The sequence below is a fragment of the Ornithinibacillus sp. 4-3 genome (assembly GCF_040958695.1).
GTDB lineage: Bacteria > Bacillota > Bacilli > Bacillales > Amphibacillaceae > CALAMD01.
In genome coordinates this window covers 2259772-2272802 of sequence record NZ_CP162599.1, presented here as the reverse complement: position 1 = coordinate 2272802, position 13031 = coordinate 2259772, and the positions used below count along the sequence as shown (strand labels likewise).

Here is a 13031-nt window from a genome sequence, read left to right as displayed (position 1 = left end):
GGTGATAATTTTTATGCTTAAAAACGAAGTAGAAGAATTAATTTCAATGAAACAAGAAGGACCGTATTGGGATTTTAAAAGGGAGTGGCATACAGAAAATGGTGATTTACTGCACGATATTATTTGTATGGCAAATAACCTTGAGAATAGAGATGCATATATAATAATTGGTATAGATGAAGAGAAAGACTTTACTCCAACAGATATAACTCATGACAATCATAGAAAGAGCACACAAAATATAATCGATTTCCTGAAAGATAAAGCATTCGCTGGGGGTATTAGACCACAAGTATACATTGAAACTATAATGATAGAATCTTATGAGTTAGATGTAATAATAATCAAAAACAGTCATGATACACCCTTTTATTTAACGCAGCGATATAAAAAAGTAAATCCGAATCATATTTATACTAGAGTTATGGATACAAACACTCCACCAAATAATTCTGCAGATATTCACTTTGTTGAATATCTGTGGAAAAAAAGATTTAGATTGATTTCTCCACCTTTAGAGCGTGTTAAATATTACTTAATGAAGCCAGATGACTGGATTAAATCTCCTAGTGATTGGGAAACGGTCAAAAAATATCATAAACAGTTTCCAGAGTTTTCGATCGAATACACTTTGGACGATAATGGAAATGGATATCAGTATTATCTATTTAATCAAACAGATACAACGCCACATTGGAGAGAAATTCGTATATATTACCATCAAACACAATTGTTCTCAACAGAGGGTGTAAGTTTAGATGGAGGTAGGTACTTCACACCTACTCCATTTACAGATGGAATTTCTATCGAAAACCCTCACAAATGGGATATCATGTTTAAGTATTTTATAAATGACTCGATCGAGTATATCATTCATAAATTTTATTACGAACCTGATGGAGATGAAGCTGATGCCGCACATAGGAGATTTAATGAATGTATCTTATTATTCTCTAATGAGGAAGAAAAAGAGTTATTCAAACAGTATGTAATATACAGATGGCATGAAAAACATCATTTTTCGAAGAATATTTGGACACCGTACTTTCCAAAAATTGAAGGACTCATAATGGAATCATTCGAAAAGGATTATATTAATGTTCAGATTTTAAAAAGAATGTTTGAACATTTTAAACATAGAAATACGTAATGTTTAATAAAATGATAGGAGGAAATTGAATGGCTTATAGAAATAAAACATATGTTGCATTTGATGGAGATTCTGATATTCGTTATTATCATTTAATGAAAGCTTGGCGGCAGAGAGATAGTTCCCTCTTTAATTTTCATGATGCGCATGATATCAATAATGCACTCGATACAAGTACTGAAGAAACAATAAAAAGAAGATTGCGAGAACGTATGATGAATAGTAAGGTATTCGTTTTATTAGTTGGTGAAAAAACAAGATTTCTTTATCGTTTTGTCAGATGGGAAATAGAGCTAGCTATAAAAAAGGATTTACCAATAATAGTTGTAAACCTGAATAATAAAAGGACAATTGATAGGTCATTGTGTCCTGCCATTGCAAGAGACACTCTAGCCATTCATGTGCCATTTTCTTCAAAGATTGTTCAGTACGCTTTAGAAAATTGGTCAAAATCACATTATACCTATAAAAGTGAAGGTAAAAATGTACCTTACTCATACAATGATAGTGTGTATAAAAGTCTTGGAATGTAGTTAGGTGATTTTAATGAAGGTAAATCTTTTTGATAGGCAACTTTTAGAATTGTTCTATAAAATACTATCTGTTATAAGCGTTATTACCTCGATAGTGTTTATTTTTATAGATATCCCAATACAACATAAACTTATCATCGGTTTAGTTGTTTTAGTTTTTTTAATAATCTTATATTGTATATTGTGGTGGTTCTCTAATAAAAAAACACATATTAATTTAAACATTGAAGGATCACCAGTTGAGATTAAATTTGGAGATATATTTAATGAAGAGGGATTAAAAGTAATCGCATTTAACGAATATTTTGACACCCTTGTTGATAATAAAATAATTGCTGAAAATACACTCAATGGCTTTTTTATAAAAAAATTTATTAAGAACATTCCGTTATTTGATGAACAAATATATAATGATTTACATTTGCAAGAAAAAGTGATAGGAACAAATGAAAATCGTTTATTAGGGAAAAAAACAAAATATAAGTTAGGGAGTATATTTAAATACCAGAGTGAATATCTGTTAACAGCATTTTCTCGATTCGATGAAAACAATAGGGCTTATCTATCAATGCAAGATTATATAAGCTGTTTACTAGAGTTTTGGAATGAAATTGATATTATATATGCTGGAAGAACAATAGTAATTCCATTGCTGGGTTCAGGGATAACTCGTTTTAGAGGATATGAGAATGTATCTGAACAAGAATTATTAGAACTGTTATTATGGACATTTAAGGTTAGTCGTATTCGTTTTCGCTATCCTTCGAAAGTAAGTATTGTTGTGGGATATGATAAAAGAGATAAAGTTTCTTTGTTTCAACTAGCTAATTTTGACAAATAATAAAAAGACGATCTATTTTATTTTAAGATCGTCTTTTTCCCGCCTAAAGCCCGTCATTCCGCTATTTTATTTCCATCACTACTAGCAATCCCCATTGGGGTATTCTCTTAGTGATGAATTTATGGGTTAATAAAACCAATAAAGCATAGCCCATTGATTTTTGCATGTTTTTACGTTAAAATGGATATAGATAAGAAATGAGGAAGGACTGTCATCCTCCCTCTTGCAGCCTAAGCCGTACAGGCGGTGGTTGTCACAAATGATTAATTTTTATGAGAACCACCCTGCTTGTCACGGCGTCGGGTGGTTTTCTCTTTGTCTAAAAAGGTTTTCCGAAATAGATGCGCACTAATAGCACGCACAATTCCTTTCAACACTTCTTTACTAAACTCAAAGAAAGTCTCCATAGTTGTTCACCTCCTTTCCTTGAAAAACAAGAAAAGGATTCAACGTGACAACTACCACCCGTATAACTTTTAGCTACATATTTATTTTATCATATCTGAGTAGAATAACCAATAAAAAGGGGAACGTGTATTCTTATCTGTTGTGTTGTTGGCTATTTAATATTTTTCAACCGCCCAAAGCCTGTCATTCCACATATTCTATTTTCATCACTACTAGCAATCCCCATTAGGGTGCTTTTTTAAGTCTAAAAATAATGGCTAATTAAATAAACATACTACACTCATTAGTAGTATGATTTCTGACAAAAATTTACATTTTTATAAACTTTCGAAATAATTCTCTGATAAATATGATAATATTTAACTATTACATATTAGGGGATGGTGAAATAAATGGTTTTAATAGGCATGCTGAGAAGATATAAAAAACCGATGATAAAGGATGCGGTTGCTGCAATGTTTGCAAAAGAACATCAAGCAGAAGTTATATTTTTTACGGCTGATAAAATAGATTTTAAACGAAAGTTAATTTATGGATGTAAATATAAGTATGGCACTTGGGTTGAAGAAGTATCTTATTTCCCAGATGTGGTTTACAATGATATTCCTTTAAGAAAAGACGAACCTATATATGAGCGATTAAAACAAGAAGGTATACCTTTTACAACCCATCGATTAGGTAAAAACAAAATGGAATTTCAAGAAGCAATGGCTAAGAATCCGTATTTATCTAAATACATAATTGAAACAATTCCTTATAATAGTGTGGAAACGTTGCGAAAATTACTAGATAAACATAAAACGGTTTTTCTGAAACCTAATAAAGGGCATAAGGGTTTAGGAATTCAAATATTTGAAAAAACAAAGGATGGAATACATATAAGGGATGCTGTCGGATTGGATAAGGAGATATTAGATTCTTACTTAGAATCAATAAAGGATATAAATTATTATCATTTTCAACCAGGTATACATTCAGTTACACCTCAGGGTAATCCCTTTATTATTAGAAGTTATGTAGGTAGAAATGGAAAAGGTAATTGGATTAACTTCTTTCACTACGCTGCAATAAGCAATAATAAAAACAAAATTGTAAATGTAAGTGTTGGATCATCAATGAGCTACATAACACCTTTTTTAGAAAGTATGTATGAGGAGGAGGAAGCTAAGAAAGTTAAGTCGAACTTAAATACCGTTACAATTGAGATTGCAAAACAAACACAAAAATTAGTAACACCGATGATTGATGCTTTAGGTTTAGACTTGGGGATTAATCAAAATGGGGATATACATATCATTGAAATAAATGCTTTTCCAGCGACAAGACCATTTGAAGCTGGGGTTGAAAAACTTGCTATACCATATGCATTGTATTTAGCAAAAAATCATCAAAATTCATAATGAAGCCAGAACAAAAGCATTCTTTACCTAGAAAATTTCGAACAAATATTGTGTTAGTTTTCGCTTTGAGGGATACCAATGTATGTCAGTTCGATGCTCGAGCCGATGATCCTAGCTGAACTTCCTCATTATAGGACATTCTGCAATTATATCTTAATTTTCTTATTTTCTTAATTCGGTGTATAATCAAATTAATTTGCTGATTTAGGAGGAATGACTAATGGTATTTAAAGCTGCAGCTGTACATGCGGCACCAGTATTTATGGATAAGAAAGCATCAACACAAAAAGCAATTGATTTTATCAAAAAAGCAGAACAAGAATCAATTGAACTTTTGGTGTTCCCAGAAACATTTATTCCTGGATATCCTTATTTTATCGAATGCTATCCACCTTTAATGCAGGTAGGCGCATTGAATGATTATCGTGAAGCTTCGGTCGAAATTGATGGTCCAGAGATTGCTGCAATTCAAACTGCAGCGAAAGAGTCAGGAGTAGCTGTTGTATTAGGAATCAGTGAATGCGTTAGTGGTGGGTTTACTTGTTTTAATTCACAAGTATTTATTGATAAGAACGGACAACTTCTCGGTGTACATCGTAAGCTCCAACCAACTTATGTTGAGCGAACAGTATGGGCGCAAGGAGGAGGACATACTTTACGAACATTTAACAGTGAACTTGGTAATTTAGGAGGACTTGCTTGCTGGGAGCACACGATGAATTTAGCGCGTCAGGCTCTTATTAATGAAGGAGAGCAGATTCATGCCGCTGCATGGCCTGGATTGTCAACAATGGCCGGTTTTGAAGAAGTTGCTGATATTCAAATTGATGCGATGATGAAAACACATGCATTGACTGGACAATGTTTCGTTATTGCTGCAAGTAATCCTGTAGATCAAACTTGTCTAGACTGGATGGAACAACATCTTGGAGCACAAGATTTGGTCAAGCTTGGTGGTGGTTGGTCAGCAATTGTCCATCCATTCAATTCTTATATAGCAGATCCGCATACAGGCCTTGAAGAAAAATTAGTTGTTGGAGAGATTGACTTAACTCAACTGGGTCCAGTAAAAGTTTGGGTAGATTCTGCTGGTCATTATTCTCGTCCAGAAGTATTGAAAATGGAAGTAGACAGAAAAATATTGTGGTCTGATGAAGAGAATCTACAACAATCTTCTAAACCAACTTCAGCTTTAAAAGAAAGCCAAGAAGCTTTGTTAAGTGACTCAAAAGTTTAAGGAATTTATATCATATTAGTAATGAAGAGCCCGAGAGAGGGCTCTTGTATTTTAAATATCTTTTACATACTCTGGTAAAATTACTTAAAGAAGAGTATTAAAAACTTGTTATTAGTCATGGTAAATACTTTGATGGAACAAAATTAGCAATCGAAAACTATAAATTAAATAACTTTAACGTCTCAATCATGATTGCTTTTTCCTTTACGTCCACCAGGGCGTATTTTTTATGTCTAAACACCGTTACTGAGTGAACAGGCTCTCCGTATAATATTTGGAGGAGTGATGCAATCATGGAAACAATATTTAAATCAATCATCGCTGTTATTGGGGCGATCGTCACATTTTTATTAGGGGGTTGGTCGCCATTGTTACAGGTACTAGTTATTTTTATCATTGTAGATTATATATTAGGCTTCTTAGTTGCAGCAACATATGGCAAATTAAATAGTGAAATAGGTTTTAAAGGTATTGCTAAAAAAGTTATTATCTTTGCATTAGTAGCAATTGCTTATTCAATAGACAGAATTATGGGAGATGGCACATTAATTAGAGATGCAGTCATCTTTTTTTATTTAGCGAATGAATTGTTAAGTATTTTAGAAACAGTAGGAAAAACAAATTTACCAATACCTGATGTTTTAAGAAAAGCAGTAGAAAAATTGAATAGTAAATCTAAGAGTGACGATTAATTTCGTTGCTCCTTTTAAATTTATTAGGAGATTTTGATATATTAAATTAATAAATAACCTAAAAATATTATGCGATCTACAGCATACCTATAGGTAATAACAATGTCATGTTCTTTTGCTTTTCAATCGTATATTGTTATAATAAAAAAGAGCTTTAATTTGCACTAACAATGCTTCTTAAAATCAATTTTAGAAAGTGGGTTTATCATGCAAAGAATCTTAATTGTTGATGATGAGCAATCAATAGTCACACTATTAAAATACAATATTGAAAAGGCAGGATTTGAAACAGACGCTGCTTTTGATGGAGAAGAAGCAATTCAAAAAATTGAGCAAAACAATTATGATCTAGTGATCCTTGATGTGATGTTGCCTAAACTGGATGGAATGGAAATCATTAAAACATTAAGACAGAATAAAAATAATGTTCCTGTATTGATGGCGACAGCGCTTGATACAGAATTGGATAAAATTTTGGGCTTGGAGTTTGGAGCAGATGACTACTTAACGAAGCCATTTAGTCCAAAAGAAGTTGTTGCTCGTATTAAAGCTATTTTACGTAGATCTGGTAAAACAGAACAACCAAGTGATTTTTCTGAAATCAAAATTGGTGAGCTTACCATTTTTCCAGAAAAGTATGAAGTGAAATTAAGAGATGAAGCATTACATTTTACTAGAAAAGAATTTGAATTATTAAAATATCTAGCTGTACATAAAGGCAAAGTATTAACGAGAGATCAGCTACTAAATGAAATATGGAATTATGATTATGTAGGAGACACAAGAATTGTAGATGTACACATTGGAAGAATTCGGGATAAAATTGAAACAGACACGAAAAATCCAAATTACATTAAGACGATTCATGGATTAGGATACAAACTGGAGGATCCTACATGATGAAAAGACTGTTTAACAGGTCTTTGATTTCATATGTTATTATTATATTTATATTTATCACTATTACAGGATTGATATTAGGTCAATTTATCAGTAATTATTATGTCTTAATCGGAATGCTCTTTATTCTGTTTATCCTGTTAATTACAGTACTACTCCATCTTTTTGAGAAATTTATTCGACCTGTACAAGTAGCCTCGAATACAGTTGAAAAGCTTATTGCTGGGAATTATCGAGCAAGAATACATCATCCTCTTAATGGAAGTATCGGAAAACTCAGCTTGCAAATTAACAAGCTTGCTCGTAACTTAAGTGAGTTATCCATTCATGAGCAAATGCAGGCAGAGCAGCTATCTACAGTTGTTGATAATATGGAAAGTGGTTTGGTATTAATTGATGATAAAGGTTATATCCATCTGGTAAACCGTAAATTCATTTCTATGTTTGGTATAGAGGAAAAGGAATACATTGGTCATCTATACTATGAGGCAATGAACACAGAGGATATACATACAACAGTTAAAGAAACGTTTTTATATGAGAAGAATGTAAAACGATTAATTAGATATACTAACAATACTAATATAAGCTATATTGAAATAGTTGGAGCACCAATTTTTGATGAAAAAGGACTATTACGTGGGGCCGTGTTAGTTTTTTATGATATTACTGAATTCAAGAAGCTTGAAAATATGCGAAAAGATTTTGTTGCGAATGTTTCGCATGAATTAAGAACACCAATTACTTCTATTGCTGGTTTTGCGGAAACATTAATGGAAACTGGTATGGAGGATGAAGAAATTCGAGAAACTTTTTTGAAAATTATTTTTGAAGAAAGTAAGAGAATGCAGGTGCTAATTGAAGATTTGTTGATATTATCAAGGTTGGAGCATGATAAATCACATATTAATGAAATAGAAGTGAATACTTCAGAGATTTTAGCAGAGGTTGTTCCAATGATTGAACAACAGGCAGAACAAAAGAACATTCAATTCTCAGTTACTGCTGAAGAAAACTTGATATTTCAAGCAGATAGTCAAAGATTAAAGCAAGTATTAATTAATTTATTAACTAATGCGATAAGCTATACGCCACAAAATGGTCTAGTTAAATTACGAGTGTTTGAATCTGAAAATAATATATGCTTTGAAGTCTCAGATACAGGGATTGGGATTGAACAACAGGATATTCCAAGAATCTTCGAACGTTTCTATCGCGTAGACAAAGCAAGAAGTCGAGATACGGGAGGAACAGGTCTAGGCTTAGCTATTACAAAACATATTATCGAAGCACATCGTGGAACCATTAAGGTAGATAGTGAAATCAATAAAGGAACAACCTTTACGGTGCAATTTCCTAAAAATAAATAACCGATCATTACATCCTCTTAGCCAAGAGGGTGTTTTAAATTGGAGAAATATTGATCCCATTTTAAATTTTATTTTTTTAGTGGATAAATTTGGATACAAAAAATGCTTTAAGACAAACTAATAGCTATACTTTTTCATTCTAACGTAATAATGTTAAAATTTAATAAGAACATTATTGAATAAGAACGAGACATGTCAGGAGTTAATAGGATTAAGGCAGGATGTATCTTGTGAGGAGGCGTTCTAATGTCACAAAAATTAGTATTAATCGATGGAAATAGTATCATATTTCGTGCGTTCTATGCTTTACCTTTATTAAATAATGATAAAGGGGTATACACAAACGCGGTATACGGTTTTACTACGATGTTAATGAATATTATTGAGGAAGAACAACCAACACATATGTTAGTTGCATTTGATGCTGGAAAAACTACATTCCGTCATAAAACTTATCAGGACTATAAAGGTGGTCGTCAAAAAACACCACCTGAGCTATCTGAACAAATGCCTTTAGTAAGAGAGCTTTTAGATGCTTTTCAAATCAAGTATTATGAGCTTGATCAATATGAAGCAGATGATATCATCGGAACACTCGCTACAGAAGGAAAGAAAGAAAATTGGAATGTTAAGGTTATTTCAGGTGATCAGGATTTACTACAATTGGTATCGGAAAATGTAACTGTGGATTTGACTAAAAAAGGGATCAGTGAGGTTAATTCTTATACACCAGAATCTCTACTCGATCAAATGGAGCTAACACCAGAACAAATTATTGATTTAAAGGCATTAATGGGAGATAGTTCAGATAATATTCCAGGAGTCCCAGGAGTAGGGATTAAAACGGCTACAAAGTTGCTAAAACAGTATCAAACGGTTGAAAAGGTATATGAACATATTGATGAAATTAGTGGGAAGAAGCTAAAAGAAAATCTAATCAATCATCAAGATGATGCTTTTTTAAGTAAAGAATTAGCTACAATTAATTGTAATTCACCAATTCAGGTTGCTTTAGAGGATATTCCGTTTCAGGAGCTTGATCAAGATAAAGCACATGCATTTTTTACGGAATTAGGCTTTAAATCATTAATTGATAAGCTAGATGTAGATAGCAGTGGACAAGCAGAACAACAGGACGAAATAGAATATACAATTGTAGAAAAGATAGAAGCAGAATTATTTTCTAAACAGGATGCTATTTTATTAGAAATGCTTGGGGAGAATTACCATCAGGCAGATATTCTGGGCATTGGTCTTGTCAATCAAAATGGAAAATATTTTATCCCGCTAGAACTAGCTTTGGAATCAGCAGATTTTAAAGCATGGGCAGAGGATGAAACCATTGAGAAATATGTATTTGATGCAAAAGGAACTATTGTAGCTTTATTACATCATGGTATTCAGATGAGAGGGATTGTTTTTGATTTATTATTATCGTCTTATTTATTGAATCCAGCCGAAAGTCATGATGATATCCCAAGTATCGCTCATCGAGTGAATTTAACTCAGGTTTCTTTAGATGAAGCGGTCTATGGAAAGGGCGCTAAACAAAAGGTACCGGAATTAACGGCATTAGCAGATCATGTAGTCCGTAAAACCAATGTTATTTTCCAACTTAAGGATCAGTTCCTTGCTGAATTAGAAAAAAATGATCAATATCATTTGTATGAAGAGTTAGAATTACCATTAGCACTGATTCTTGCCGAAATGGAATTTACTGGTATTAAAGTTAATAAGCAGACCTTAGAAGATATGGGAAATGAATTAAAAGAAAAACTGGCAGCTTTAGAAGAAGAGATTTATGAGCTGGCAGGAGAGGAATTTAATTTAAATTCACCCAAGCAACTCGGACCAATTTTGTTTGAAAAACTAGGATTACCTGTTATTAAGAAAACAAAAACTGGATATTCAACCGCAGTAGATGTACTTGAAAAACTAGAGGATAAACATGAAATTATTTCTAAGATTATGATGTATCGTCAATTAGGAAAGCTGCAATCGACTTATATTGAAGGATTGCTGAAAGTAATTGATAAAGATACATCGAAAATTCATACAAGGTTCAATCAAGCATTAACACAGACAGGTAGATTGAGTTCCATTGATCCAAACTTACAAAATATCCCTATTCGTTTAGAAGAAGGACGAAAAATTCGCCAAGCCTTTGTTGCTTCAGAAGAAGGTTGGAAAATATTTGGTGCGGATTATTCGCAAATTGAATTACGGGTATTAGCGCATATTGCTAATGATGAGCGATTAATTGATGCTTTTAATAATGATTTAGATATTCATACACAAACAGCGAGTGATGTTTTTCATGTTGATGCCTCTGAAGTAACATCGAATATGCGTAGTTCAGCGAAAGCAGTTAATTTTGGGATTGTTTATGGTATGAGTGATTATGGACTTTCGCAGAATTTAGGAATTACGAGAAAAGAAGCACAGAAATTTATTGATCGTTATTTCGAGAGCTATCCAAATGTAAAAGAGTATATGGAGGATATTGTATTAGAAGCGAAGCAAACAGGTTATGTGGCAACGATCATGAAGCGAAGAAGATATTTACCTGAAATCAATAGTCGAAACTTCAATGTACGTAGTTTTGCAGAGCGAACAGCGATGAATACACCAATTCAGGGTAGTGCTGCAGATATCATTAAGCAAGCAATGATTGATTTACATGCAAAATTAAAAGAAGAGAACCTGCAAGCACGAATCTTATTACAGGTTCATGATGAATTAATTATAGAAGCTCCAGAGGAAGAAATAGAAAAACTGGAGGAAATTGTACCTGCCATGATGGAAAAAACAGTGAAACTATCCGTGCCACTTAAAGTAGATTATGCACATGGCGATAGCTGGTACGATGTATAAGGGAGAAGAAAATGCCAGAATTACCAGAAGTAGAAACCATTAAAAATATGTTAAGACAACTAGTATCGTCAAAAAAGATTGCTCAAGTGGATGTTTATTGGCCTAAAATTATTAAAGAGCCAGATGATGTAGAAGCCTTTAAGCTCAGACTAGTTGGACAAACGATTCACGATGTTTATCGCAAAGGAAAATTCCTACTTTTTGAACTTGATCAGGATATGCTTATTTCCCATCTGCGAATGGAAGGGAAATATAGCTTGACTGATAAAGATGTGCCAATGGATAAACATACACATGTTGTTTTTTCTTTCACAGATGGAACAGAGCTAAGATATAATGATGTACGGAAATTTGGAACCATGCATGTATTTGCAAAAGGACAGGAGTTATTAGAGCGTCCATTAGTCCAACTAGGTCCTGATCCATTGGAGTCAGAATTCAATTTTGTAGATTTTTACAGCAAATTACAACGCACAGAAAGAGCGATAAAAGCTGTACTACTAGATCAAACCATTGTGGCTGGATTAGGAAATATTTATGTAGATGAGACATTATTTAAAGCAGGCGTACACCCATTACGACCTGCTAAGCAATTAACAGAAAAAGAAGTAAAAGATATTATGATACAAGCTATTGAAACATTGCAACAAGCTGTTAAACAAGGTGGAACAACTATTCGTTCTTATATCAATTTAGAAGGTGAGATAGGAGCATTTCAAGAGGCTTTGCATGTGTATGGACAAGAAAATCAACCTTGTAAAAAATGCGGAACCCCAATTGAAAAATTCAAAGTTGGTGGTCGAGGTACTCATATTTGTAGTGCTTGTCAGCCTTTAAAAGCAATGTAAATCAGCTTTGGTGATTTTTAGTAAATACATCAAGGCAAATGTGATAGTAGGTGAACAAACTTGGCATTAGTCATTGGTTTAACAGGTGGGATAGCTAGTGGAAAAAGCACAGTAGCCCAGATGTTTAAAGAATTTAATATTCCTGTGGTGGATGCAGATGTTATTGCAAGAGAAGTAGTAGAACCAGGCCAGGATCCATATGAAGAAATTATTAAAGCCTTTGGTGAAGATATTTTACAGGCTGATCTTACACTAGACCGAAAAAAATTAGGTGCAATTATTTTTAATGATGCAGAGAAAAGAAAGAATTTAAACCAAATTGTGCATCCAGCAATTCGTAAAGAAATGGTTGCTAGAAGAGATGATTATCTTGCAGATGGAGCGTCCTGTGTGGTGATGGATATCCCGCTTCTTTTTGAAAATGACTTAACCCATTTTGTCGAAAAAACAATTGTTGTGTACGTAGATGAAATGATTCAGAAGCAAAGATTAATGGAAAGAGATAACTATACAGAAGAAGAAGCTGTTGCTCGAATGAAATCGCAAATGCCTTTAAAAGAAAAGGCAGCCCTAGCAGATGCAATTATTGATAATAATGAATCTGTAGAACATAGCTTCAAACAATTAAAGGATCTTCTTCATCAATGGAATGCTTTTAGTAAAGCATGAAACTTGGCGTATTTATGAAAAAATAAAGACAATTTCTATCAAAATAGCAATAATTTATACAAAACAGTATAATTATTGAAGCAAAATAGAATATGAATATGTTATACTA

At 32.9% G+C, this 13031-nt stretch carries 12 protein-coding genes; 11 read left to right on the top strand and 1 reads right to left on the bottom strand.

Annotated elements, in window-relative coordinates:
* The first annotated feature begins 13 nt into the window (after positions 1-13).
* Genes AB4Y30_RS11165 through AB4Y30_RS11155 form a run of 3 tightly spaced genes read left to right on the top strand, consistent with a single transcriptional unit; the run spans position 14 to position 2524 of the window.
* Positions 14-1150 carry a helix-turn-helix domain-containing protein gene (locus AB4Y30_RS11165; protein WP_368652312.1) on the top strand — a complete coding sequence of 379 codons (1137 nt, stop codon included), beginning with the start codon at positions 14-16 and terminating at the stop codon, positions 1148-1150.
* Positions 1151-1179: 29 nt separating this feature from the next.
* Positions 1180-1683, top strand: coding sequence for a TIR domain-containing protein (locus tag AB4Y30_RS11160; protein WP_368652311.1), 504 nt, complete (start codon positions 1180-1182; stop codon positions 1681-1683).
* 13 nt (positions 1684-1696) lie between these two features.
* The gene (locus tag AB4Y30_RS11155) at positions 1697-2524 is read left to right on the top strand and encodes a macro domain-containing protein (protein WP_368652310.1); all 828 of its coding nucleotides are present in this window, start codon (positions 1697-1699) and stop codon (positions 2522-2524) included.
* Between the two features lie 263 nt (positions 2525-2787).
* On the opposite strand, the gene AB4Y30_RS11150 is transcribed toward AB4Y30_RS11155, so the two are convergent.
* Positions 2788-2931, bottom strand: a complete 144-nt coding sequence (locus AB4Y30_RS11150; RefSeq protein ID WP_368652309.1) for a hypothetical protein — start codon at positions 2929-2931, stop codon at positions 2788-2790.
* A gap of 393 nt (positions 2932-3324) precedes the next feature.
* Here AB4Y30_RS11150 and AB4Y30_RS11145 point away from each other — a divergent pair, with 393 nt between their 5' ends.
* The 8 genes from AB4Y30_RS11145 (at position 3325) to coaE (ending at position 12922) form a co-directional block, all read left to right on the top strand.
* Positions 3325-4332: a YheC/YheD family protein gene (locus tag AB4Y30_RS11145; protein ID WP_368652308.1), complete on the top strand. Its 1008-nt coding sequence runs from the start codon at positions 3325-3327 to the stop codon at positions 4330-4332.
* Positions 4333-4552: 220 nt separating this feature from the next.
* Positions 4553-5569: a carbon-nitrogen hydrolase family protein gene (locus AB4Y30_RS11140; protein WP_368652307.1), complete on the top strand. Its 1017-nt coding sequence runs from the start codon at positions 4553-4555 to the stop codon at positions 5567-5569.
* Positions 5570-5862: 293 nt separating this feature from the next.
* Positions 5863-6261, top strand: a complete 399-nt coding sequence (locus AB4Y30_RS11135; RefSeq protein ID WP_368652306.1) for a holin family protein — start codon at positions 5863-5865, stop codon at positions 6259-6261.
* A 204-nt stretch (positions 6262-6465) separates the two neighbouring features.
* Positions 6466-7161 (top strand): response regulator transcription factor, encoded by a 696-nt coding sequence (locus AB4Y30_RS11130; RefSeq protein WP_368655217.1) that lies wholly within the window; start codon positions 6466-6468, stop codon positions 7159-7161.
* Positions 7158-8531 carry a two-component system histidine kinase PnpS gene (pnpS, locus tag AB4Y30_RS11125; RefSeq protein WP_368652305.1) on the top strand — a complete coding sequence of 458 codons (1374 nt, stop codon included), beginning with the start codon at positions 7158-7160 and terminating at the stop codon, positions 8529-8531. Before AB4Y30_RS11130 ends, pnpS begins: the two co-directional genes overlap by 4 nt.
* A 246-nt stretch (positions 8532-8777) precedes the next feature.
* Complete coding sequence (gene polA / locus AB4Y30_RS11120; protein WP_368652304.1) at positions 8778-11405, top strand: DNA polymerase I; 2628 nt, start codon at positions 8778-8780, stop codon at positions 11403-11405.
* Between the two features lie 11 nt (positions 11406-11416).
* Positions 11417-12253, top strand: coding sequence for a DNA-formamidopyrimidine glycosylase (mutM, locus tag AB4Y30_RS11115; RefSeq protein ID WP_368652303.1), 837 nt, complete (start codon positions 11417-11419; stop codon positions 12251-12253).
* A 60-nt stretch (positions 12254-12313) separates the two neighbouring features.
* The gene (gene coaE, locus AB4Y30_RS11110) at positions 12314-12922 is read left to right on the top strand and encodes a dephospho-CoA kinase (RefSeq protein ID WP_368652302.1); all 609 of its coding nucleotides are present in this window, start codon (positions 12314-12316) and stop codon (positions 12920-12922) included.
* Positions 12923-13031: the final 109 nt, after the last annotated feature.

Excerpts from the sequence above, each read along its gene's own strand:
- AB4Y30_RS11165 (WP_368652312.1), top strand. The coding sequence starts at position 14 with ATGCTTAAAAACGAAGTAGAAGAATTAATTTCAATGAAACAAGAAGGA.
- pnpS (WP_368652305.1), top strand. The coding sequence starts at position 7,158 with ATGATGAAAAGACTGTTTAACAGGTCTTTGATTTCATATGTTATTATT.
- AB4Y30_RS11160 (WP_368652311.1), top strand. The coding sequence starts at position 1,180 with ATGGCTTATAGAAATAAAACATATGTTGCATTTGATGGAGATTCTGAT.
- AB4Y30_RS11135 (WP_368652306.1), top strand. The coding sequence starts at position 5,863 with ATGGAAACAATATTTAAATCAATCATCGCTGTTATTGGGGCGATCGTC.
- mutM (WP_368652303.1), top strand. The coding sequence starts at position 11,417 with ATGCCAGAATTACCAGAAGTAGAAACCATTAAAAATATGTTAAGACAA.
- polA (WP_368652304.1), top strand. The coding sequence starts at position 8,778 with ATGTCACAAAAATTAGTATTAATCGATGGAAATAGTATCATATTTCGT.
- AB4Y30_RS11140 (WP_368652307.1), top strand. The coding sequence starts at position 4,553 with ATGGTATTTAAAGCTGCAGCTGTACATGCGGCACCAGTATTTATGGAT.
- AB4Y30_RS11155 (WP_368652310.1), top strand. The coding sequence starts at position 1,697 with ATGAAGGTAAATCTTTTTGATAGGCAACTTTTAGAATTGTTCTATAAA.
- AB4Y30_RS11145 (WP_368652308.1), top strand. The coding sequence starts at position 3,325 with ATGGTTTTAATAGGCATGCTGAGAAGATATAAAAAACCGATGATAAAG.
- AB4Y30_RS11150 (WP_368652309.1), bottom strand. The coding sequence starts at position 2,931 with ATGGAGACTTTCTTTGAGTTTAGTAAAGAAGTGTTGAAAGGAATTGTG.